20 protein-coding genes are annotated in these 21,637 nt (G+C 61.3%); 10 read left to right on the top strand and 10 right to left on the bottom strand.

Going from position 1 to position 21,637, the window contains the following annotated elements:
• Positions 1 to 63: 63 nt before the first annotated feature.
• The 5 genes from WBK19_RS13605 (at position 64) to nudC (ending at position 4,530) form a co-directional block, all read left to right on the top strand.
• A complete protein-coding gene (locus WBK19_RS13605) occupies positions 64 to 1,275 on the top strand; it encodes an MFS transporter (RefSeq protein WP_511290570.1) in 1,212 nt (403 codons plus the stop codon).
• 140 nt (positions 1,276 to 1,415) lie between these two features.
• Complete coding sequence (locus tag WBK19_RS13600; protein WP_511290569.1) at positions 1,416 to 2,060, top strand: SOS response-associated peptidase; 645 nt, start codon at positions 1,416 to 1,418, stop codon at positions 2,058 to 2,060.
• Positions 2,061 to 2,177: 117 nt separating this feature from the next.
• On the top strand, positions 2,178 to 3,257 hold the full coding sequence (locus tag WBK19_RS13595; protein ID WP_511290567.1) for a hypothetical protein: 1,080 nt from the start codon (positions 2,178 to 2,180) through the stop codon (positions 3,255 to 3,257).
• An 88-nt stretch (positions 3,258 to 3,345) separates the two neighbouring features.
• Positions 3,346 to 3,756, top strand: coding sequence for a phage holin family protein (locus WBK19_RS13590; RefSeq protein WP_511290565.1), 411 nt, complete (start codon positions 3,346 to 3,348; stop codon positions 3,754 to 3,756).
• 9 nt (positions 3,757 to 3,765) lie between these two features.
• Entirely contained in the window at positions 3,766 to 4,530 is a 765-nt protein-coding gene (gene nudC, locus WBK19_RS13585) for an NAD(+) diphosphatase (protein ID WP_511290563.1), read from the top strand.
• A gap of 62 nt (positions 4,531 to 4,592) precedes the next feature.
• On the opposite strand, the gene WBK19_RS13580 is transcribed toward nudC, so the two are convergent.
• The 3 genes from WBK19_RS13580 to WBK19_RS13570 are packed head-to-tail and all read right to left on the bottom strand — an operon-like array spanning position 4,593 to position 8,452.
• Positions 4,593 to 5,090, bottom strand: a complete 498-nt coding sequence (locus WBK19_RS13580) for a hypothetical protein (protein ID WP_511290561.1) — start codon at positions 5,088 to 5,090, stop codon at positions 4,593 to 4,595.
• Positions 5,091 to 5,100: 10 nt separating this feature from the next.
• Complete coding sequence (locus WBK19_RS13575) at positions 5,101 to 6,282, bottom strand: sialidase family protein (protein ID WP_511290559.1); 1,182 nt, start codon at positions 6,280 to 6,282, stop codon at positions 5,101 to 5,103.
• Between the two features lie 31 nt (positions 6,283 to 6,313).
• Complete coding sequence (locus WBK19_RS13570; RefSeq protein WP_511290557.1) at positions 6,314 to 8,452, bottom strand: TonB-dependent receptor; 2,139 nt, start codon at positions 8,450 to 8,452, stop codon at positions 6,314 to 6,316.
• A 300-nt stretch (positions 8,453 to 8,752) separates the two neighbouring features.
• On the opposite strand from WBK19_RS13570, the gene bfr (WBK19_RS13565) reads away from it, so the two are divergent.
• From bfr (WBK19_RS13565) to WBK19_RS13545, 5 genes are all read left to right on the top strand, one after another.
• Positions 8,753 to 9,238, top strand: a complete 486-nt coding sequence (gene bfr / locus WBK19_RS13565; RefSeq protein ID WP_511290555.1) for a bacterioferritin — start codon at positions 8,753 to 8,755, stop codon at positions 9,236 to 9,238.
• A 12-nt stretch (positions 9,239 to 9,250) separates the two neighbouring features.
• Positions 9,251 to 9,733 carry a bacterioferritin gene (gene bfr, locus WBK19_RS13560; protein WP_494648510.1) on the top strand — a complete coding sequence of 161 codons (483 nt, stop codon included), beginning with the start codon at positions 9,251 to 9,253 and terminating at the stop codon, positions 9,731 to 9,733.
• Between the two features lie 232 nt (positions 9,734 to 9,965).
• Positions 9,966 to 10,169 (top strand): (2Fe-2S)-binding protein, encoded by a 204-nt coding sequence (locus tag WBK19_RS13555; protein WP_511290553.1) that lies wholly within the window; start codon positions 9,966 to 9,968, stop codon positions 10,167 to 10,169.
• Between the two features lie 85 nt (positions 10,170 to 10,254).
• On the top strand, positions 10,255 to 12,414 hold the full coding sequence (locus WBK19_RS13550; RefSeq protein WP_511290551.1) for a TonB-dependent siderophore receptor: 2,160 nt from the start codon (positions 10,255 to 10,257) through the stop codon (positions 12,412 to 12,414).
• A 13-nt stretch (positions 12,415 to 12,427) separates the two neighbouring features.
• A complete protein-coding gene (locus WBK19_RS13545) occupies positions 12,428 to 13,684 on the top strand; it encodes a PepSY-associated TM helix domain-containing protein (RefSeq protein ID WP_511290549.1) in 1,257 nt (418 codons plus the stop codon).
• A gap of 66 nt (positions 13,685 to 13,750) precedes the next feature.
• Here WBK19_RS13545 and selD read toward each other — a convergent pair whose 3' ends face one another.
• The 7 genes from selD to hemN form a co-directional block, all read right to left on the bottom strand.
• Complete coding sequence (gene selD, locus WBK19_RS13540) at positions 13,751 to 14,797, bottom strand: selenide, water dikinase SelD (RefSeq protein WP_511290547.1); 1,047 nt, start codon at positions 14,795 to 14,797, stop codon at positions 13,751 to 13,753.
• Between the two features lie 35 nt (positions 14,798 to 14,832).
• Positions 14,833 to 15,039: a heavy-metal-associated domain-containing protein gene (locus tag WBK19_RS13535; protein ID WP_511290545.1), complete on the bottom strand. Its 207-nt coding sequence runs from the start codon at positions 15,037 to 15,039 to the stop codon at positions 14,833 to 14,835.
• 5 nt (positions 15,040 to 15,044) lie between these two features.
• Complete coding sequence (locus tag WBK19_RS13530; RefSeq protein WP_511290543.1) at positions 15,045 to 16,772, bottom strand: putative bifunctional diguanylate cyclase/phosphodiesterase; 1,728 nt, start codon at positions 16,770 to 16,772, stop codon at positions 15,045 to 15,047.
• Between the two features lie 42 nt (positions 16,773 to 16,814).
• Complete coding sequence (locus WBK19_RS13525) at positions 16,815 to 18,989, bottom strand: heavy metal translocating P-type ATPase (RefSeq protein WP_511290541.1); 2,175 nt, start codon at positions 18,987 to 18,989, stop codon at positions 16,815 to 16,817.
• A complete protein-coding gene (locus tag WBK19_RS13520) occupies positions 18,986 to 19,411 on the bottom strand; it encodes a universal stress protein (RefSeq protein WP_511290539.1) in 426 nt (141 codons plus the stop codon). The genes WBK19_RS13525 and WBK19_RS13520 overlap by 4 nt, the downstream gene beginning before the upstream one ends.
• A 15-nt stretch (positions 19,412 to 19,426) precedes the next feature.
• Positions 19,427 to 20,098: a sulfite exporter TauE/SafE family protein gene (locus WBK19_RS13515; RefSeq protein WP_511290537.1), complete on the bottom strand. Its 672-nt coding sequence runs from the start codon at positions 20,096 to 20,098 to the stop codon at positions 19,427 to 19,429.
• A 63-nt stretch (positions 20,099 to 20,161) separates the two neighbouring features.
• Positions 20,162 to 21,565, bottom strand: a complete 1,404-nt coding sequence (hemN, locus tag WBK19_RS13510) for an oxygen-independent coproporphyrinogen III oxidase (protein ID WP_511290535.1) — start codon at positions 21,563 to 21,565, stop codon at positions 20,162 to 20,164.
• Positions 21,566 to 21,637: the final 72 nt, after the last annotated feature.

The raw sequence follows: 21,637 nt of genomic DNA, 5'->3' as shown, positions 1-21,637 counted from the left end.
GGCGCTAGCGACTGCCGCCCCGGACAGCGTATCCTTGCCGGCCACGCCGCTTTTCCCGCCCCCATGTCCACCGCCCTTTCGCCCCGTACCGAACGTTTCTTCCTGCTGACGCTGGCCGGCATCCAGTTCAGCCACGTGCTCGATTTCATGATCATGATGCCGCTCGGGCCTATCCTCATGGCGGCCTTTGGCATCGGCACGCATGAGTTCGGGCTGCTCGTCGCCTCCTACAGTTTCAGCGCGGCGGTGTCGGGGATTCTGGCGGCGACCTTTGTCGATCTTTTCGAGCGCAAGCGCCTGTTGCTCATCGTCTTCACGCTGTTTGGCCTGGCCACACTGGCCTGCGGCCTGGCACCGGGCTATTCGACGCTGATCCTGGCGCGCGGCATGGCCGGCGTCTTCGGCGGCATCATGGGCGCCCTGGTCCAGACCATGATCGCCGACGCCATCCCTTTTTCGCGCCGAGGGCGGGCCAGCGGCATCGTGTCGAGCGCCTTCTCGCTGTCGACCATCGCCGGCGTGCCGCTCTCGCTGTGGCTGGCCAATCACTTTGGCTGGCGCGCGCCCTTCGTGCTGATCGCCGCGCTGTGCGTCGTTTTCCTCGGCATCGGCCTGCGCTTTCTGCCCCAGTTGCGCCACCACCTCAGCGAGGAAAAGCGCGCCCACCTGCTCTCGGCCACCTTCAGCGTGCTCGGCGACGCCAACCACCGGCGCGCCCTGCTCTTCTCGGCGCTGATCATCTTTTCCGGCTTCACGATCATTCCGTACATCACGGTCTATGCCGTCAATAACGTCGGCATCGCCCAGACCGACATCCCCATCGTCTATCTGGTCGGCGGCTCGGCCACCTTCATCAGCGCCCGCCTGATCGGGCACTGGGCCGACAAGCACGGCAAGGTCGAGGTCTATCGGCTGGTCGCCCTGCTCGCCATGGTGCCGACGCTGGTTCTCACCCACGCCGGCGTGCTGCCGCTGTGGGTCTGGCTGATCATCTCGGCCAGCTTCTTCGTGCTCATCTCGGGGCGCATGATCCCGTCCATGGCCATCATCGCGTCGTCCGCCCAGCCCAAACTGCGCGGCACCTTCATGTCGCTCAACAGCACCGTCCAGTCGTTGTCCATGGGCCTCGCCACGACACTGGCCGGCTTCCTCACCTCGCTCGACGCCAGCGGCCGCATCGTCGGCTATTCACTGGTCGGCTACGTCGCCGTCGCGGCCAATCTGGTGGCCATCTGGTTCGTTTCGCGCATCGTCATGCACGGCAGGAACGCCTAGACCGGTTCCCACGGTCAACTGGAAATATCGGCCAAAAATGAAATGTCACGACGGTAACCCGGCGGGCCGAAAAGATCAGCCTTGTGCACCTCAAAAATACTGTATAAACTACTGTATATCGTAACCCCGGAGACGCCGCCATGTGCGGATGCTACGAACTCAAGGCCAGGATCAGGGCACTGAACAGGCGCTTTCCGCAACTTCACTCTGGCCACGGCGAGCAGCCCCGCAGCGGCGAAATGCAGCCAAACGACCCGGTGCTGATGATCACCGCCGGCAACCCCGGTTTTGTCGGCAGCGTTGCCGGCTGGGGGCTGGTTGGCAGCTTTCTCGACCAGCCACCGCGCAGCCCGCTGCTCACCCTGCCCGGCGAGGGGCTGGCCAGCAAGCCGTTTTACAGCAAGATCCTGAAACGAAACCGCTGCCTCATCCCCGCCACGGCTTTTCATGAATGGCAGACGCTGGCCGGTGGAAAACAGAAAATGCGCATCAGCGAAGCCAATGGCGAGCTGCTCGTATTCGCCGGCATTTTCGATCACCATCCGCTGGCCGGAACCACCTGCGCCATTCTGACTACCGCCGCCGATGCCACCGTCGGCCCGATTCACCCCCGCATGCCGGTCATGCTTGATCGTGACGAAAGCAGCTTCTGGCTGAGCGATCACGCCGACTTTCCCGAGGCCGAGTTCGCGGCAATGCTGGACACCCCATCGCAGCATGCGCTGACGATGGAAGCCATCATCGCGGCAGAACCCTCGCCGCAGCTGTCGCTCGCCTTCGCCTAGCCAGCCAGCGCCGGAAAAATTGAGTATTCTGACGACCTGTTTGCAGCCATTTTCTGTGGCCAGTCTGGGGGACAAGGACATCCGTACCTCCAGCCCGCCTCCCGATGAAAGCGCGATATGGACATCAACTATTTCCTGACGAGCCTCAGCAAGCTGTCCCTGTTCGACCAGTGGGCCTGGGGTGCCGTCGGCGTCGCCGTGCTGGCGGCAACCGGGCTGATCCTGTTTCTCGAGCGCCGCCATTTCGCCGCCCGCGACAAGGCCGGGAGCTGGCTGTCGCTGCGCCTGCTCTCGTTGTTCATTCTGCTGCCTGTCACGGCGGGGGTCATCGTCATCCCGAGCATGGCGATATCGGGGCCGGAGGCACTGGCCTATTTCTATCTCGCCCTGCTCGTCCTTGGCCCGCTCGTCTGGTTCGCCGGCCATGCGCTCTGTGGCCGTCTGCTGCGGCCGGCCTTGAGCAAAGGCGAAAGCCTGTTCATGGCGGCCAGCGGCCTGCTCGTCATGCTCTTGCCCTTTGGCGCGGCGACGCTGGCTCAGGGGCCGATTTTCCATACTTCGCGCGGCCTGACCCAAAGCGCCTTCCAGGCTGCGCCGGCCGCCGCTTTACCCCACGCCGTAGGCCCCATCCAGCGTTTCAATCTGCCGACCGTCGGCCTGATCTACACCCAGTCGCTCATCGCACCAGGCGGCGTGGAACTGGAGCGAATTGACCGCAAGGTGGGCGAAAACTGGTCCGACACCGCGACCAGCACGCGCGATATCTTTTGCCGGGATGGCCAGAACCTCCACCTGATGTGGTCGGCCCGCGAGCCGACACCGGTCCTGCGCCTTTACTGGCGCCAGAATGGCCAGCGCGTGCAGACCGATTTCTCTCCGGCCACCGCCTCGACCGATCCGGCCGAGCCGCGTGAATTCAAGGTCAGCTTCCGCCCCGACGGCATCGACCCGCCGGTGCCCATTCCGCGCTCACGCGCCTCGATTGCCTATTTTGTCGGCCCGGAGCGTCTCTATTTCAACTCGCTGAACCCGCTGCAGCCCGGGGAAACCTTCGCCAACGACTGCATCATGCCCGGCTACAAGCGCGTCGCCTGGGAAAAGGAAGGCCCGCCGCAAGCCGTCGCGCTGATGTTTTTCCAGAGTGTCAACGAACCTTACTTGCGCGCCGAGATCAAGCGTCCGGCCGATCCGGAGTAAATCCGCCTGCCATAAGCCGTAAAATCCAGCATTCCGGGCGCCGTTCTACACCTGATCAGGCAGCCCCCACTTCCACAAAGGCAAAAACATGTTCGACAATCTGCTGGGCTTCTTCATCCATTGGGGCATCACCGCCGTGTCCCTGTGGGGCGCCAGCCTGGTCTTCAAGGGTATCCGCTTTTCGAGCACCTCGGCGCTGATCATCTCGGCCCTGCTGCTCGGTTTCGCCAACGCCGTGTTGCGCCCGCTGCTCGTCTTCCTGACCCTGCCCCTGACGCTGATCACGCTCGGCCTGTTCGTGCTGGTCATCAACGCACTACTGCTCATGCTGGTTGCAAAAATGGTCAGCGGCTTCACCATATCCGGCTTCTGGACAGCCTTCTTCGCCAGCCTGTTCATCTCCATCCTGAGCCTCGCCCTCGGCACGCTGGCGCCGAATGCCGAAACGACGATCTACCGCTTGCCGCCCAACCCGTCGGCGCAGACCATTTCCGCCTGAGCCGTGGCCATGAACCAGCCCGCTTACTGGATTCTGCGCTGCGAGCATCGCCTGCTGACCATCAGCGGTGCTGAATCAGTCTTCCCCGCTGGTCTGGCCGCCAATTTCGGTCACCCCGAAAATGCCCTGCACGTTGGCGACCTGAACGGCCTGCCCTGCCGTGCCGCCGATGTCGCGCAATTTCCCGAACTCGCCGGTGGCGAAGCAACGCCGCTGCGTGCCATATTTCAGATCGCCGGGCCCGACACCTTTGCGCTGGCCGGCCGCGCCACACAGTTGCTCGACTGGCAGGCCAACCACCGTTTTTGCGGAAAATGCGGCACGCCAACCACCATGAAATCCGGCGAACTGGCCATGCACTGCCCGGCCTGCGGCCTGCTCGCCTACCCGCGCATTTCGCCGGCCGTCATGGTGCTGGTGCGTGATGGCGACAAACTGCTGCTCGGCCGCAGCCCGCATTTCAAGCCGGGCGTCTTCAGCGCCCTGGCCGGCTTTGTCGAACCCGGCGAAACGCTTGAAGAATGCGCTGCCCGCGAAGTCCGCGAGGAAGTCGGCATCGAGATCGCCAACCTGCGCTATTTCCACAGCCAACCCTGGCCCTTCCCCAATTCGCTGATGGTCGCCTTCTTCGCCGATTACGCTGGCGGCACGATCACGCCGGACCCGAACGAGATCGAGGCGGCCGACTGGTTCCATCTCGACGCCCTGCCCATCCTGCCCGAGCCGATCAGCATTTCGCGCCGGCTGATCGAAGCGGCGCTGCGGGAACGTTGAAGCGCCCGTTGCGGCGCAGCGGGCATTTCATTTTTCGGGCTTTTTCCCGGTCGACCGTGGGATTAACGAGCAGGCGCAGACAGTGGCGTCTGGAAGAATGCTCGGCTTGCTGCTAAAGGGGGCAAGCCAGCAAAGAATCGGGGCGCCTGACCGGCCGATATCAACGCGACATAGGGGGTCAAGCCTCGCCACTCGGGATTCACGGCATACCGGAGTTGCGTGTCGTCTCCTGCAAAAACAAACAGCCGGTTGGCTCCGAGATAATTCGGGCTGGCCAGCAACTCGGCCTCCATACCTGCGCCATCCATGACCACGACAACAAGTTCGGGCTTGCGCGGCGAACGGCGGGCGGATTTCGCCAGAGCGCCAATGGCCTTGGGGCAATGCACGCAATCTGTCGTCGAAAACACAATCACTTTGGGTGTGGCTCCCTGAGCGATCGCTGACCAGGTATCCATCCCGAAAGCCTCAACGCGCCTGGCCGCAGAAGCCACCCCGGACTGGCCCAACAGGCCGATCAAGCTGAAAAGAAACGCGAATTTTGCGATCAAACCCCGCATGTGGGTCGCCTCAGAAGGTGATGGGAAAAACGGAGATTTCATCACGGGTTCGCCATACGACCGATATGCCTTGCGGCCCGGTGACCATCCGGGGATGGTCGTTTTGCTGTTTAGAGGACGAAAGTTCACGCTGGTCAAAATGCGCGCCATCATCAACAGATACCCAGGCGCGCAGTCGGGTCTGTTGTCCGTCAAAGCTGCGCCACACGATGGCGACCTTGCTGCCCAGGCTCGCGACATCAGCGTGTTCAGCCTGATTGTCGGGCAAATTGACCGGCTTGCCGGCTGCTTGCCCGTCGGGTTTCAGTCGGCCGTAACGGGCACCCATCACCCCGTTTCTTTCACCGAACCAAACCGCGTGATAGCCCCCCGAGGCTGACCGGGCGAGTCCCGGACCGTGATGGGGACAGGCATCCAGCTTCCAGTTGTCTTGTGTCGCGCGCACGATTCGCGTGCCTGCTGTCAGGCTGGCGAAGGCGTGATCGCGAATATTGGGTTCGAAGACGTGGCGCCACAAGGCGACGGGAGTACCTTCCGGGGCGACAGCAAGAGCGATACGGCAGCATTCGCAGCTATGGTCGGCGACCTTGGTATCGGCGCCGAATGTCAAACCGCCGTCAGCGGATTCGGTTCTGTAGATGGCGGCGCCCCGATATTTGCCTCCCTGGACCTGGTCCCGCTTGTCTATCCAGACGACGTGCAATTTTCCATTCGCGTCGAAGAGGATCGAGTCAAAACGGTGGGTAATGATTTGCCGGTCCTCATGGACGGTTCGTGGAGCGGAAAAACTCCGGCCGTCGTCGTCTGAACGAACAAGGCGAATTTCACCGGTGTACGGCCTGGATAGCGGTTGCGTGTAGGAAATCACCGCCACGTGGTCGGGGCCAAACGCGATTTTCGGGCGATTTTCTCCATCGGCAGAGATGACGTCGCTCCCGACATCGAGCACTTGCGCTTTCCCCCAGGCTTTTTGGCCAGCATCCCATGGCTGTATGAACAGATGCCCCGAATCGTCCAGCCCGGTCACCCAAAGCACGCCCCGCGGGTCGTGCGCTGCGCCGACGGCCAGGGCCGGCCGCGATTTCACCGCCATGGCAGAACCGTGCTGACCATGCTGTTCGCCCGCCGCGGCGGCGATACCGGCCGAAGCCGCCATCGCGATCACCATCGCCACCGTCAACCAGCGCCTCATACCTCATCCCGCAAATTATTCGTAGCCAACTTTACCATTGCCCCTGGAGGCCGACGTACAGCGTACGAGGCAGCCCCGGGGAAAGCGTCGGCGCGGCGCCAGTGCCGGCAGCGCTGTCGGCATACCGCTTGTCCGCGAGATTCATGATGCGCGCGGAAAGCGAAAACGTTTTGTTCAATTGCTGGGCAAAACGGGCATTCCAAAGACTGTGGCCCTCATACTTGCCGGTATTGGCCGCATCGAGCCAGTAAGACCCCATCTGCACCCATTCCAGTTGCACGGTTGTCGCCGTTGTCGGCGTCCAGGCAAGCCGCACATTGCCGATGCGGCGAGGCGCAGACTCGATTTCCTTCCCGCTCAGGTTGGCTGTACTGGTGATCCAGCTGTCGTAGGTGTGTCGGGCGTAGGAGTAGGCGAGATCGAGTCGCCAGTGATCGTTGAACGCCTTGCCCACGCCCAGCTCAACCCCCTCGTGCCGGGTGCTGCCATTGTTGGTCGATATGGTCGTGGTGTTCGTCGAATCGCGCTGACTGAGGATGTCGTTCTTTTTCTTGAGCTGGTAGGCGGTGAGGTCGTAGGTCAAACCAAAAACCCCGCCGCGCAGACCGATTTCCGTCTGCTCCGCAAGAATCGGGTTCAGGTTGAGCGCGTCGTTTGCCTTGAGTTGGGCACGCGCGAAGGTCGTATCGTGCCCGGACCGGAACAGGTTGGATTCGGCCGGAGCCCGAAATCCCTGGTTATACGAGGCATACAGGTTGGTCGCCGGCCCCAGTTCGTAGTTCAGACCCAGCTTAGGGCTCAGGCGGGAGAAGCTGGCCTCGGCCGAACTCCACTGGTAGTAATGCTTGCTGCCAAAGACCACCTCGGCCGCAGCGATATTGTTGCTTCCCTTGTAACTGATCTGGTCGTAGCGCACCGCCGCGGTCAGGCGAAGCCTGGAGAACGGCGAAATTTCGCCATGCAGATAGGGAGATGCGCTCGTATAGACAACGTCGTAGTCGTAAATGACCGGCCCCACGCTGTAACAGTTGTATTTCTGCGAACGGGTGGCCGTCCCGGCCACCGTACACCCCGTGAAGTCCAGGACATTTTCCGTGCGTTGCCCCGGGCTGTAATCGAAGTCGAAGCCCGCGATCAGACGGGGCCGCAAAGCTCCTTCGAAATCGCGACGCCACTTGAGCAGCACGCCAAAGGAATCGACGCTGGTTTTCTCGATGCGGGGATCACCCGTTGCGGCCGTACTGAAGTTGTACGAGCCGTTGAGATCCATCGCGTTGTGACGGAAGTAAGGTGTTATCGACAGCAGTGTGTCGTTGTCGAGAAAGGTGTCGAAATTGGAAGAGAGACGCAAGGCGTCGACCTTGCGATAGGCAACCGGGCGAGCATTGACGGTCGGGGTGTTCGCATATTCATACGGTGTCAATGCCGAATTGGCGCCGGTTTGCTGGTCGATATGCGTGACGCCCAGAATGGTCTTGATCAGCGTGCTGTCCCCGGCCGCGGCATCCCAACGCAGATTCAGGCTTTGCCGGTCGTAAGCCGTGTTGTCTCGCCAACCGTCGGTATGCGAAACATTGACGTCGGCGCGTAGCGCGCCAAAAGACTGCGTACCCGAGTTGGCGCTGCCCAATAGCCGAAGCCATCCATAGCTGCCGGCCTCCAGCCCGACAGAAGCGCCCGATGTTTTGGTCGGCACCGGCGTCAGGATATTGACGGTACCGCCGATGGCATCCGAGCCATACAAAGCGGAGCCGATTCCCTTGACGACCTCTACTCCGCCGGCTTGCGGCAGATTGATTTCATAGAGGGCATTGTGGTTGAAGAAACCGGTCGCTCGAATCGGTATTCCGTCTTCGAGATAAAGATAGACTGGTTCGGTCCCGATTTTCTGCCGAATGCCCATCGTATGGCCTTCGCCATTCGTCACATTCACAGCTACCCCGGGGATCTGCCCCAACAATTGCTGGGGATGAGACGGGGCGGTCAGCGCAATCGACTCCCTTTTGATAACGCCGACCGAACTCGCCGATTCCGCCAACGGGGTTGCTTCACGGCTTCCGGTGACAGTGACAGTGACATCAGACAGATATGCCGAGTCGCTTCCTTCCGCGAATGCATGACTAATCGCCAGGGCAATCGAGCCGAGCACAAAGAGGTGTTTGATTTCCATGTCGAATGCTCTCTGGATTTGGTCGTTTCGGTGGGCTACGGAAGACGGCAGCCACCAGATGGACGGCCATTCTAGGGGGCACAGAAGGCCACCTCCTGCGACATAATGTCGCATCGCTCATGATGACTAGGCATTACGGTCGGCGGTGCCGCGACAAAAGTACTGAACTCCCGTTCAAACCAACGGTCGCATGGCATATCTGGCTGGAAATGCTTCCGGCCAGCGCCTAAAATGAGCGTTCCGGCAAGCCAGCCGCTTCTGCCAGCCAGCCCTCGCTTCCAACCAACTCCGGAGAACGCCATGAAGGGCGACAAGAAAATCATCGACATCCTCAATGACCTGCTGACTGGCGAATTGACTGCCGTCGATCAGTACCTGATCCACGGCGAGATGTATGCCGACATGGGCCTCGGCCAGCTGGCCGAGAAATCCATCCACGAGTCCGATCACGAACGCCAGCATGCCCGCGCCCTGATCCAGCGCATTCTCTTCCTCGAAGGCAAGCCCGACCTCAGCAAGCGCGAAGCGCTGAAGATCGGCAAGACCGTTCCGGAGATGCTCAAATCCGACCTCGCCGTCGAATACAAGGTGGATGGCGACCTCAAGAAGGCCATGGCGGCCTGCGAAAAGGCCCAGGATTACGTCACCCGCGACATGCTTGGCGTCCAGCTCGAAGATACCGAAATGGACCACGCCTACTTCCTCGAAAAGCAGATGAAACTGATCGAACTGGTCGGCCTGCCCAACTACCTGCAGAGCCAGATGGGCTCTGGCACCCCGGCTTAAGGAGCGACGACGATGAAAGGCGACAAGAAAGTCATCGAAGCGCTCAACAAGGTGCTGAAGAACGAGCTGACCTCGATCAACCAGTATTTCCTGCATGCCCGCATGTTCCGCAACTGGGGCCTGGAAAAGCTCAACGACTACCAGTACAAGCAGTCGATCCGCGTCATGAAGGAAGCCGACGAGATCATCGAGCGCGTGCTTTTCCTCGAAGGCCTGCCCAATTTGCAGAACCTTGGCAAGCTCATGATCGGCGAGCATGTCGTCGAATGCCTGCAGGGTGACCTCAAGTACGAGCGTGAAATCCAGCGCCCCCTGCTGATCGAAAGCATCGCCCTGTGCGAGGAGTTGCAGGATTACGTCAGCCGCGATTTGCTCGAGGAATTGCTCGAACACTGCGAGGAAGCCATCGACTGGCTGGAAACGCAGCAGACGCTGATCAAGGATGTGACCTTGCCGAACTATCTGCAAGCGCACATGGAGCCGGGCGAAGGCTAGGCCTCTCCGCCCTGCCCCACCCAAAGCCGCAGCCAGTCTGCGGCTTTTTCATTTTTGTGGCGAGCTTTGACGGCTGGCCCGCCAATTGCTCAACAACACCAACGCCACGGACGACTGTCGACTCTGCGACAAACCATGGCCGAACACCGAATGCAACATAGTTGTTGACAATCATTCGCAACACCATAGAATACGAATTATTCGCATTAACAACCGCATCAGGAGGCAGCCCATGTACGTCTGCGTCTGCAAAGCAGTCACCGACACCCAGATTCGCGAAGCCGCGCAAGATGGTGCTCGCACGCTCAAGGATCTGCGCCGTGATCTCGGCGTCACCCGTGACTGCGGCCGGTGCGCCTCCTGCGCCCACGAATGCCTGCGCGAAGCGCACGGCGAGCAGCCCAAGCCAGGCAGGGTGATGCGCAAGGCTGCCTGAGTTTCACCCTTTTTAACAACAGCAAGCCACCGCCAGCCACCCAGGTACTCCCCAGGCAGCCCGCCGGCACCATCCGGGAGTTTCCATGTCGTTCCAGCACGCCCTGCCGGCGGTATTCCACCATCGTCCACTTTTTGCCCTGATCGCCGCCCTCCATGTCGGCCCGGTCCTTGCCGCCGAACCGCCGGCCAGCAATGAATCGACCCTTTCCGCCATCACTGTGACCGGCAACGCCGACAGCGAAGTGAGTACCGAGAAAACCGGCTTGTACACCACGTCGCGCAGCAGTTCGGCAACCAAAATGAATCTGTCGCTGCGCGAAACGCCGCAGACGGTTTCAGTACTGTCGCGCGGCCAGCTCGACGATTTCAAGCTGGACAACGTCAATGATGCGCTGGCCGCCACATCCGGAATCGTTGTCGAGCGTCCCGAAACCGACCGCACGTATTACACCGCCCGTGGCTTCGACGTCACCAATTTCCAGTTTGATGGCATCGGTGTTCCTTTCGTTTACGACATTGTTAACGGCGACATCGATACCGCCATCTACGACCGCATCGATGCTGTCTATGGTGCCAACGGGCTCATATCGGCGACTGGTTTCCCTTCTGCCACAGTCAATTTCATCCGCAAGCGGCCGACCGTCGATTTCGCCGCCTCGGCCGGCCTGACCGCCGGCTCCTGGGACAAATACCGCTTCGATGCCGATGTCTCCGGCGCCCTGATCGATTCCGGGCGGATCCGCGGCCGACTGGTCTTCGCCCACGAGGACAAGAATTCCTACCTCGATCGCTACAGCCGCGAGAAAACCGTGTTCTACGGCATCGTCGAGGCCGATCTGGCCGAATCGACGCAACTGGCCATCGGTCACCACACCCAGATCAACAAGCCGAAGAGCCCGATGTGGGGCGCCTTGCCGCTCTATTACACGGACGGCAGCCCGACCGACTTCGACCGCTCGACGAGCACGGCCGCCGACTGGGCGGTGTGGGACTCGAAGACGCAAAGCACCTTCGTCGAACTGACTCATCATTTCAACGACGACTGGATGGCCAAGGCCGTCGTCACCCGCCAGGAATTCACCAACAACTCGTCGCTGTTCTACGTTTACGGCACACCGGATCGCACGACCGGTCTCGGCCTCTACAGCTATCCGTCGCAGTACGACATGACCAACAAGCAGACCATGGTCGATCTCTACGCCACCGGGCGTTTCTCGTTGGGCGGCCGCAAGCATGATGTGAGCTTTGGCGCCAGCTGGGCCAAATCGGCCCTCAGCGACCTGTCGCGCTACGGCCAGGGCATCGGCACCGCGCTGCCGCCGCTCGATGGCTGGACGGGCGATTACCCGATACCGACCTTCGATGCCGCTTATAACGGCAGCGACTTCACCGACAAACGCAAGAGTGCCTTCCTGGCCACCCGCCTCAACCTGCGCGACGACCTCAAGCTGATCGCCGGCATCCGGAGCACCTCGGTCGATGTCAGCGGCTCCTCCTACGGCGAAAGCCGCCAATCCGACACCAGCAAGCTCACCCCGTATTTCGGCGCCATCTACGACCTGGCCCCGGCCCTCTCGATCTATGGCAGCTACACCGAACTCTTCAATCCGCAATATCAGGTCGATGCGACATTGACGCCGCTTGACCCGGTGCACGGCAACAGCAAGGAAGTCGGCCTCAAGAGCGATTTCTTCAACAAACGCCTGAACGCCTCGCTCGCCTACTTCCAGACCGAACAGAATGGTCTGGCCGAAGCTGCCGGCTACATCGGTCCGGTTGCCGTCTATCGCGCCATCGACGCCGAATCGAGCGGCATGCAGCTCGACATTTCCGGCGCGCTGACCGAGCGCCTGCAGGTCAATCTCGGCTACACCCAGCTCACCCTGACCGATCCGCAAGGCAACGACGTGCGCACCTACACGCCGCGCCGCCTGCTCCGTCTGAGCGGCACTTACCGCGTGCCGATGATCGACCGGTTGAAGGTCGGGGCCAACGTCAGCTGGCAGGACGAAATCCACCGTGTCGACGTCTACGACTTCGGCACCGGCGCCACCACCCGGACCACCCAGCCGGCCTACGCCCTGGTCAACCTGATGGCGCGCTACGACATCGACAAGCATCTCAGCGTCAGCGCCAACCTCAACAACCTGACCGACGAGAAGTATTTCACCAGCCTGATGTGGAGCCAGAGCTATTACGGCGCACCGCGCAACTTCAGCGTCTCGCTGAACTGGAAGTACTGAGCGAGGCCGGCCGATGCGCCCGTTTATTGTCTTGCTGCACCGCTGGTTCGGGCTGTTCGCCGCCCTCTTTCTGTGCATCTCCGGGCTGACGGGCGCCGTCATCTCGTGGGATCACGAACTAGACGAATGGCTCAACCCGCACCTGTTCGACGCGCCGGGACGGGGCCTGCCCCTCTCGCCGCTCGAACTGGCGAGCCGCCTGGAAAGCGCCGAACCGCGCCTGCAAATCCGCTTCATGCCGCTCGCCGTCGAGCCGGGGCATGCCTTCGGCGTCTTCGTCGATGCTCGCCTTGACCCGGCTACCGGCCAGCCCTACCCGCTCGGCTACAACCAGGTCGCACTCGACCCGGTGAGTGGTGAGGTGCTCGGCCGGCGCGAATGGGGCAAGGTCTCGCTCGACCGCGAAAACCTGCTCCCCTTCCTCTACAAGCTGCACTACAGCATGCACATCCCGGACGCCTTCGGGCTGCAACTCGGCACACTGTTCATGGGTATCGTCGCCCTCGTCTGGGTCTTCGACACCCTGCTCGCGCTGTGGATTTCATTTCCCAGCCACAACACCTGGCGGCAATCCCTCGCCTTCCGCTGGCAGGCCGGCGGCCATCGGCTGAACTTCGATCTGCACCGCTCGGGCGGTGTCTGGCTCTTCCTGCTGGTCCTCATGCTGGCCATCACCTCGGTCTCCATGAACCTCAAGGAACAGGTCATGCGGCCGGTCGTCAGCTGGTTTTCCGAACTCTCGCCGTCGCCCTTTGCCGCTGCGGCGAATGCTACGGTCAACCGGAAAAACGCGCCAAAAATGAAAATGGACGAAATCATCACCATCGCCGAACAGGAAGCTCGGCGCCATGGCATCGCAGCGCCGGCCGGCGGTATCTTCCACGAGCGCCTGTCGGGCGTTTATGCAGTCGGCTTCTTCGAACCGGGCAACAGCCATGGCGATGTCGGCCTCGGCAACCCCTGGTTCCATTTCGACGCGACGACCGGCACCCCGCTCGGCCGGGATATTCCCGGCACCGGCACGGCCGGCGACATTTTCCTGCAGGCCATGTTCCCCCTGCACTCCGGCCGTATCGCTGGCTTGCCGGGACGCATCCTGATCTCGCTGTGCGGACTGGCCATCGCCGCACTGAGCATCACCGGCGTACTGATCTGGGCCAGAAAACGGCGGGCTCGGCAAGATTCGTCAAAGCGCCGCCAGACCAAACGCGAGCCATTCAGCCCGCCACATCCAGGTGGAGAAATCGGCGGCGATTGCCGGGGCCGTTGAGTCAGGCAAATAGCGGAAAAATTTGTCGTTCCCGCACCAGCGGGAATGCCCCATCAACCCAACACGTCAAATAACGTCGATACCCGGCTCGCCTTCGCTAACTTCGCCGATCACGGAAACGTGCGAGAACCCCTGTTGCAGGAACAGCGAGAGCACTTCGGTCACCGTTTCAGGGGTGCATGAAACCAGCAGACCGCCCGAGGTTTGCGGGTCGGTGACCAAGGTTTTGGCCGCGCTTTCCAGGTTGGCCGCGAGATTAACGCTGGCGCCGTAGCTGGCCCAGTTGCGCCCGGAGGCACCGGTCAGATGACCGGCATCGACAAATTCGCGGGCGCGGGTGAGCAGCGGCAGGTCGGCGTAGTTCACCGTGGCGCGCACATTGCTGCCCTTGCAGACTTCCAGCAGATGCCCGGCCAGACCGAAGCCGGTGACGTCAGTGACGGCATGCACGCCATCCAGGCAGGCGAGCATGGGCCCCGGCGTGTTCAATTGCGTGGTGGTTTCGACCATCGCATCGTAATCGCTGGCGTGGAGCAGATCCTTCTTGAGCGCCGCGCTATAGACGCCGACGCCAAGCTGCTTGCCGAGGATCAGCTTGTCGCCCGGCTTGGCACCGGAATTGCGCTTGAGATGGGCCGGATTGACGATACCGATGGCAACCAGCCCGTAAATCGGCTCGACCGAGTCGATGGTGTGGCCGCCGGCAATCGGGATGCAGGCGGCACGGCAGACGGCTTCACCACCCTGCAGAATCTTGCCGATGGTTTCCAGCGGCAGTGTGTTGACCGGCATGCCGACGATGGCCAGCGCGAAGAGCGGCGTGCCGCCCATGGCGTAAACATCGGAGATGGCGTTAGTGGCGGCGATGCGGCCAAAATCGTAGGGGTCGTCGACGATCGGCATGAAAAAATCCGTCGTCGCGACGATCGCCTGTTGGGCGTTGATCTGATAAACCGCTGCGTCGTCGCAGGTCTCGGTGCCGACCAGCAGTTGCGGCGGAATGATGCCCGACGGAGCGCCAGCCAGAATTTGTTGCAAGACGGCGGGTGCGATCTTGCAGCCGCAGCCTCCGCCATGGGAAAGCTGGGTCAATCTGATTTTTTCTTCTGGCACGGCTGTTCTCTCGAAAAACTGTTGTTGTTTGATTTTTATTCTGCGTCGAAGCCTGCATCTTCGATGGCATTGACCAGCGCATCGCGCGTCACCGCCTGCGGATCGAAAGCCACTTTAGCCTCGCCCGCCTCCAGCGAAACTTCGGCGCTGACCACCCCGGCCATGCCACCGAGCACGCCGCTAATGTTCTTGACGCAGCCCTGGCAGCTCATGCCGCCCACTTTGATCACCGTATTTTCCATGCCGTTTACCTGTTCATGAAGGGTTGAACGCGCAGGATTTCTGCTATTCCAGCAGCCGATGTCGGACGACTGAAATAATAGCCCTGTGCCATATCGCAGCCCATTTTACGCAATTGCGCCAGCTGTTCGCCAGTTTCGACACCTTCGGCCAGCACGGTCATGCGCAGGCTGCGCCCCATGCTGACGATGGTCGAGGCAATCGCCCAGTCGTCGGGATCGGTTTCCAGATCATTGACGAAGGAGCGGTCGATCTTGAGCTTGCCGACTGGAAAGCGCTTCAGATAGGCGAGCGAGGAATAGCCGGTGCCGAAATCGTCGAGCGACAATTCAACCCCCATGCGATGCAGCGCCGACAGCGTGCCCAGATTGATGTCGGCATCGTGCATGACCGTGCGCTCGGTCAATTCCAGTTCAAGCAGGCTGGCGTCCAGGCCTGACGAGGCCAGCGCGCCAGCCACCATTTCGACAAAACCCGGCTGACGGAACTGGACAGGCGCCACGTTGACGGCCATGACCAGCGACGGCAAGCCCTCGTCGCACCAGACTTTGGCCTGCCGGCAGGCTTCGCAGAGAACCCAGTCGCCAATCGGGTTGATCAGGCCGGTTTCTTCAGCCACATGAATGAAACTGTCCGGCATGATCGTGCCGAGTTCCGGATGCTGCCAGCGGATCAGCGCTTCGACACCGATCACCATGCCGGTACGCAGATTGACCAGCGGTTGGTACTGGAGCACAAATTCGTTCTGTGCCAGGGCGCGTCGCAGATTGCTTTCCATCAGCAGACGGTCGAGCGTCGCCGTATTCATCTCGGTAGCGTAGAACTGGAAGGTGTTGCGCCCGATGTCCTTGGCCCGGTACATCGCCGTATCGGCGTTCTTGAGCAGGGTTTCGAGATCCTGCCCGTCATGCGGATAGATGCTGATGCCGAGCGACGGCGTCACCGTCAGCTCATGCCCCGCCACTTCGAATGGCCGGGAGAAGACATCGATCAGGCGACGTGCCACATCGGCCGCCGCCGCTGTATGAAATCCCGGCATGGCAAAAATGAACTCGTCGCCTCCCAGGCGGGCCAGCGTATCGATACGCCGCACCACGCTGTCGAGGCGACGCGCCACTTCGACCAGGAGTTCGTCGCCGACGCTGTGGCCGAGCGAGTCGTTCACCCGTTTGAAATGATCGAGATCGAGAAAGATGACGGCAATTTCCGTCTTGTCCCGTTCCGCCGCCGCCAGCAATTGGACAAAACGCTCGCGCAGCAGGCGCCGGTTGGGCAATCCGGTCAGCACGTCATAGTCGGCCAACTCGCGGATGCGCTGCTCGGCCGCCTTCTGCGAGGAAATATCGAGCAGGGTTCCAACCGATGCCGGGCGACCATCAAACACCGATGGCGAACCGAAGATCATGGCCGGAAACGCCGAGCCATCCTTGCGCACCGCGGTAATCTCGTAATGATGCCCGCTGGTGCCGGCTGCCCTCGCCTGCATCTGGTCGATCACGAAAGCATGCAGCTCGGGCACGACCACATCGAGCGGCCCCATGCGGCCGACCATTTCCTCAGCGGAATAGCCAAAGAGGCGCGTCAAATAGGGATTGACGTATTTGAAACACTGATCCTGCAGAACGAAGATGCCGACCTGCGCGGCCTCCATCGTTGTCCGGAACATCGCCTCCCGCTCCGTCAGCGCTGGCGGATTGCCCGCGCCTTCGCCGGCTGCCGCCTGCACAACTGACATCCTTTCGACCCCTGTGGCCATCGAAACCCCTTGTTCTTGCTTCTAGCGCCTCGGCCGCCAGCGCTTCAAAAGTAGCGAGTTGGAGACAACCGACACCGAACTCATCGCCATGGCAGCCCCCGCCACCACTGGATTGAGCCAACCCAGCGCAGCAAGCGGGATTCCCATCACATTGTAGATGAAGGCAAAGAAAAGATTTTGCCGAATTTTCCCCAAGGTGGCCGCCGATAGGTCGATTGCATCGACAACCCCCATCAGGTCACTACGAATCAATGTTAAATCCGCCGCCTCCACCGCGGCGTCGGAACCGGCACCAATGGCGAAGCTGACATCGGCCGCCGCCAGCGCCGGCGCATCGTTGATGCCATCGCCGACCATGGCCACCAGCCCGCCGCCGGATTTCAATTCGTTGATAGCCGCCGCCTTGTCGCCCGGCAAAATACCTGCCCGAAACTCGCCAATACCCGCCTCGGCGGCGATCGCCGCCGCCGTTGCCGCATTATCGCCAGTCAACATGACAACCCGGATACCGCGCTCACGCAGCCGCTCGACGGCCGCCCGTGAGGTCGGCCGCAAGGCATCCGCCACGGCAAACAAAGCCAGCGTTGTCTGGCCTTCAGCCAGTACCACGACCGTTTTGCCCGATCGCTGCAAATCAGCCACCGCCGGGTCGGCAGCCAGCCCCAGCCAGCTTGGCGAACCCAGGCGCAACATTCGGCCCGCCACTTCGCCTTCGACGCCATGCCCGGGCAGGGATTTGAAATTTGCGGCTTTTTCCCGGTTGACCGTGGGAATCCCAGTAACAGCAGCCGAAACGATCGCCCGCGCCAGCGGATGCTCGGAATTCTCCTCGAGCGCCGCCGCCAGGCCAAGCGCTTCGTCGTGCGACAGGCCATAGGCCACGACATCGGTGACCTGTGGCGTACCGCAAGTCAGCGTTCCGGTTTTATCCAGCGCCAGCACGGTGATCTTCTCGGCCCGTTCGAGCGCCTCGGCATTCTTGACCAGGATGCCGGCCCGCGCCCCTTGCCCGGTGCCGACCATGATCGCTGTCGGCGTCGCCAGGCCGAGCGCGCACGGGCAGGCGATGACCAGCACGGCAACGGCATTGACCAGCGCCTCGGCAAAATCGCCTGCGTACCACCACCAACCGACGAAAGTGGCGAGTGCGATGGCGCACACCGTCGGCACGAAAATGGACGAAATCTGGTCGGCCAGCCGCTGCACCGGCGCCTTCGAACCCTGCGCCTCGCCGACCATGCGGATGATGCCGGCGAGCAGCGTATGTTCGCCAACGCCGGTGGCCCGGCAACGCATCGCCCCCTGGCCGTTGGCCGTGGCAGCAAAAACCTTGTCGCCGGCCCGCTTGCCCACCGGCATGCTCTCGCCGGTCAGCATCGCCTCGTTGACGCTCGATTCGCCGTCGAGCAACTCGCCATCGACCGGCACGCTTTCGCCCGGACGAACGAGGAAAATATCGCCCGGCATCAAGGCCTCAACCGGCATGTCGATCCACTGGCCATCACGTTCGACGCGTGCCGTCTTGGGCTGCAGGCGGATCAGCGATTCGATGGCCTCTGAAGTCCGCGCCTTGGCCCGGGCTTCGAGCAATTTGCCGAGCAGGACCAGCGTGATGACTGCCGCACCGCCTTCGAAATAGACATGCTGATCCAGCCCGAACAGCGTCACCACGGTTGAAAATCCCCAAGCCATGCTCGTCCCGAGCGCGACCAGCACGTCCATATTGGCGCCGCCGCCGCGCAGGGACTTGAAGGCGCCATCGTAGAAACGCCAGCCAATCCAGAATTGCACGGGGGTAGCCAACGCCAGTTGGAACCAGCGCGGCAGTTCGTTCATGTGGCCGTGTTCGCCAAACATGAAAAACATCTGGCCGACCAGCGGCAAGGTCAGCGCCACTGAAATCCAGAAACGGCGGATCTCGCTGCGGTAGACCAGCAATTTCGCTGCTTTTTCGCGTTCGCGCGTTTGAGCGTCGACCACTGCAGCACTGAAACCGGCCTTGGCAACAGCCGCCACCACGGCGGCCTCGTCGGCACCAGCGGCAAGGCGGACACGTGCCCGCTCAGCCGCCAGATTGACGTTGGCCTGCATTCCAGCCTGGCGATTGAGCACCTTCTCGAGACGCGCCGAACAGGCTGCGCAGGTCATGCCGCCGATGGCAAACTCGACAACCCGGCCTGTTTCAGATTCGGTCATTTGACCAACAAAACCGGGCAAGGTGCGAGATGGAGGACCCGGCTAGCCACGGACCCCATAACCAAGCCTGCCATGCCACTCCAGCCGTGCGATCCCATGACGATCAGATCACAGGCCAGTTCGCTCGCCACCCGGGCAATCACCTCGGCTGGCTGGCCGACGTGAATGTGCGTCGTATGAAAACGCCCGGCCGCATCCAGCTTTTTCTGGGCGGCGGCCAGGTGCTCCTGCCCTTCTTCGAGATAATAGGCGTGCAGCGTTTCCTTGCCGACATGGGCCTGCACGCGGCCAATCGGAATCGGCGCATGGACGTGCAGCAGGTGAATTTCCGGCACGTCGCGGAACCAGCTGACGTGGGTAATCAGGTGATCAACCGCGCGCAAGGAACATTCGGAACCATCAACCGGCAAGAGGATTTTCATGATGTCATTTCCCGACTAAAGCTGGCCCGACAAATAGATCAGGCCGACGAATCCATATAGGCCAAAGCCTAGCACCAACAGGCCGGACAGGGTACGTACGACCGGCCGCCGGACGAATTCGTTCAGTCGCGCCAGGACGATGCCGGCCAGCAACAGATTAGGCAGCGTGCCCAGACCAAAAGCCAGCATCATGAGCCCGCCGCGTGTCGCCGACCCGGCCGTCAAGGCGCTGGCCAGCGCGCTATAGACCAGGCCGCAAGGCAGCCAGCCCCAGAGCAGGCCAAGCGGAAAAGCCTGGGCAACGCTCCGCGCCGGCAGAAAGCGCCGGGTCAATGGTTGCAGATGGTTCCACAGTTTCTGTCCGGCGCGCTCGGTAAAAGCCAGCGCCCGCGTTACACCGAGCAGGTAAAGGCCGAGCGCAACAAGCATCAGATTGGCGATGAAATAGAGGATCAGCCGAGCTGGAACCTGCCCCTCCAGGCCCATGCTGGCTGCACCGAGCGCGCCGGCAATGGCGCCGGCCGCAGCATAAGACATGATGCGCCCGCCGTTGTAGGCAAGATGCATCGACCAGCGGGCTGTGACCCCCATAGACAATGCGCCGACGATGCCGCCGCACATACCGACGCAGTGTGTGCCGCCGAGCAGTCCGACGAGGAAAAGCGCGAGAAAACCGGAGTCAGGCATCGAACAGGATCAACAAAAGCAAAGCGGGCAGTTTAACTGCCCGCTTTGATTGCTGCACACCGTTCAGATAACTTTGGAGTAAGTCGCGCGTTGGCGACCAGCCCGCAAATAGCGGTCGAAAACCATCGAAATGATGCGGACCAACAGGCGTCCGGGCGGCAGGACGGTGATCCATTCGCGGTCGATCTTGAGCAAGCCGGCCCGCTCCATTTCCTTCATGTCTTCCAGTTCGGCTGCAAAATACTCGCGGAAGTTGATCAGGTGGGCGCTTTCAATGCTTTCGATGGACAACTCGAAATGGCACATCAAGGCCTGAATGATGGAGCGACGCAGAATGTCGTCAGCCGTCAGTTCGATGCCGCGGAACACTGGCAGAGAGCCGGTGTCGAGCGCATCGTAGTACTCGTCCGCGGTCTTGACGTTCTGGTAGTAGCTCGGCCCGACCTTGCTGATCGACGAGATGCCGAAAGACAGCATGTCGCAGTCGGCGTACGTCGAATAGCCCTGGAAATTGCGGTGCAGGCGGCCCTGACGCTGGGCAACGGCCAGTTCGTCATCGGGCTTGGCAAAGTGGTCCATGCCAATGAAGACATAGCCCGCATCGGTCAGTTTCTTGATGGCCAGCGCGAGAATCTGCAGCTTGGTATCGGCCGACGGCAGATCCGCATCGTTGATCCGGCGCTGTGGCTTGAACATGCTCGGCATGTGCGCGTAGTTGTAGATCGACAGGCGATCCGGGTCCATCGCCAACACGCGCTCGATGGTCCGGTTGAAGCCCATGACAGTCTGGTGCGGCAGACCGTAGATCAGGTCGACGGACACCGACTTGAAGCCATTGGCCCGCGCATCGCGAATCACGCTGTAGGTTTCTTCCTCACTCTGCACGCGATTGACAGCGACCTGGACCTTTTCATCGAAATCCTGAACGCCGACGCTCATCCGGTTGAAGCCGAGTTCGCCGAGCAGGGCAACCGTCGCCGTATCGACCTTGCGCGGATCGACTTCGATCGAATACTCACCGCCGTCAAGCAGCTTGAAATGCTTGCGCGTTTCACCCATCAGCTGGCGCATTTCATCGTGCGACAGGAAGGTTGGCGTGCCGCCACCCCAATGCAATTGAATGACTTCGTGCTCGCCATCGCGACCTTCCAGCGCCGCGGCCTGGATATCCAGCTCCTTTGCCAGATACCGGAGATATTTCGCACTACGCCCGTGATCCTTGGTGATAATTTTGTTACAGGCGCAGTAGTAGCAAATAGTGTTACAGAAAGGTATGTGGAAGTATAATGAGAGAGGTCGGCTTATGCCGCCGATATTCCGTTTGCCAAGCCAGACTTTCGCTGCCTCTGAATCGAAGGCCTCGACAAAGCGATCGGCCGTCGGATAAGACGTGTAACGGGGGCCGTTGACATCAAAACGGCGGATGATCTGGGGATCGAATACGAGGTTTTCAGTTGCGAAATTCATTAGGCCAGCCACTAAATGTAGGTCTGATTATGTTCGGAAGGTTCGATTTTATGGTTGACTTGGATCAAGCGA

The organism is Azonexus sp., assembly GCF_049652925.1.
Lineage (GTDB): Bacteria > Pseudomonadota > Gammaproteobacteria > Burkholderiales > Rhodocyclaceae > Azonexus.
This window is presented reverse-complemented; position numbering and strand designations above follow the sequence as displayed.

Bases quoted from the DNA above. Each gene is read 5' to 3' on its own strand.
- WBK19_RS13605 (WP_511290570.1), top strand. From the start codon at position 64: ATGTCCACCGCCCTTTCGCCCCGTACCGAACGTTTCTTCCTGCTGACG.
- WBK19_RS13600 (WP_511290569.1), top strand. From the start codon at position 1,416: ATGTGCGGATGCTACGAACTCAAGGCCAGGATCAGGGCACTGAACAGG.
- WBK19_RS13595 (WP_511290567.1), top strand. From the start codon at position 2,178: ATGGACATCAACTATTTCCTGACGAGCCTCAGCAAGCTGTCCCTGTTC.
- WBK19_RS13590 (WP_511290565.1), top strand. From the start codon at position 3,346: ATGTTCGACAATCTGCTGGGCTTCTTCATCCATTGGGGCATCACCGCC.
- nudC (WP_511290563.1), top strand. From the start codon at position 3,766: ATGAACCAGCCCGCTTACTGGATTCTGCGCTGCGAGCATCGCCTGCTG.
- WBK19_RS13580 (WP_511290561.1), bottom strand. From the start codon at position 5,090: ATGCGGGGTTTGATCGCAAAATTCGCGTTTCTTTTCAGCTTGATCGGC.
- WBK19_RS13575 (WP_511290559.1), bottom strand. From the start codon at position 6,282: ATGAGGCGCTGGTTGACGGTGGCGATGGTGATCGCGATGGCGGCTTCG.
- WBK19_RS13570 (WP_511290557.1), bottom strand. From the start codon at position 8,452: ATGGAAATCAAACACCTCTTTGTGCTCGGCTCGATTGCCCTGGCGATT.
- bfr (WP_511290555.1), top strand. From the start codon at position 8,753: ATGAAGGGCGACAAGAAAATCATCGACATCCTCAATGACCTGCTGACT.
- bfr (WP_494648510.1), top strand. From the start codon at position 9,251: ATGAAAGGCGACAAGAAAGTCATCGAAGCGCTCAACAAGGTGCTGAAG.
- WBK19_RS13555 (WP_511290553.1), top strand. From the start codon at position 9,966: ATGTACGTCTGCGTCTGCAAAGCAGTCACCGACACCCAGATTCGCGAA.
- WBK19_RS13550 (WP_511290551.1), top strand. From the start codon at position 10,255: ATGTCGTTCCAGCACGCCCTGCCGGCGGTATTCCACCATCGTCCACTT.
- WBK19_RS13545 (WP_511290549.1), top strand. From the start codon at position 12,428: ATGCGCCCGTTTATTGTCTTGCTGCACCGCTGGTTCGGGCTGTTCGCC.
- WBK19_RS13535 (WP_511290545.1), bottom strand. From the start codon at position 15,039: ATGGAAAATACGGTGATCAAAGTGGGCGGCATGAGCTGCCAGGGCTGC.
- WBK19_RS13530 (WP_511290543.1), bottom strand. From the start codon at position 16,772: ATGTCAGTTGTGCAGGCGGCAGCCGGCGAAGGCGCGGGCAATCCGCCA.
- WBK19_RS13525 (WP_511290541.1), bottom strand. From the start codon at position 18,989: ATGACCGAATCTGAAACAGGCCGGGTTGTCGAGTTTGCCATCGGCGGC.
- WBK19_RS13520 (WP_511290539.1), bottom strand. From the start codon at position 19,411: ATGAAAATCCTCTTGCCGGTTGATGGTTCCGAATGTTCCTTGCGCGCG.
- WBK19_RS13515 (WP_511290537.1), bottom strand. From the start codon at position 20,098: ATGCCTGACTCCGGTTTTCTCGCGCTTTTCCTCGTCGGACTGCTCGGC.
- hemN (WP_511290535.1), bottom strand. From the start codon at position 21,565: ATGAATTTCGCAACTGAAAACCTCGTATTCGATCCCCAGATCATCCGC.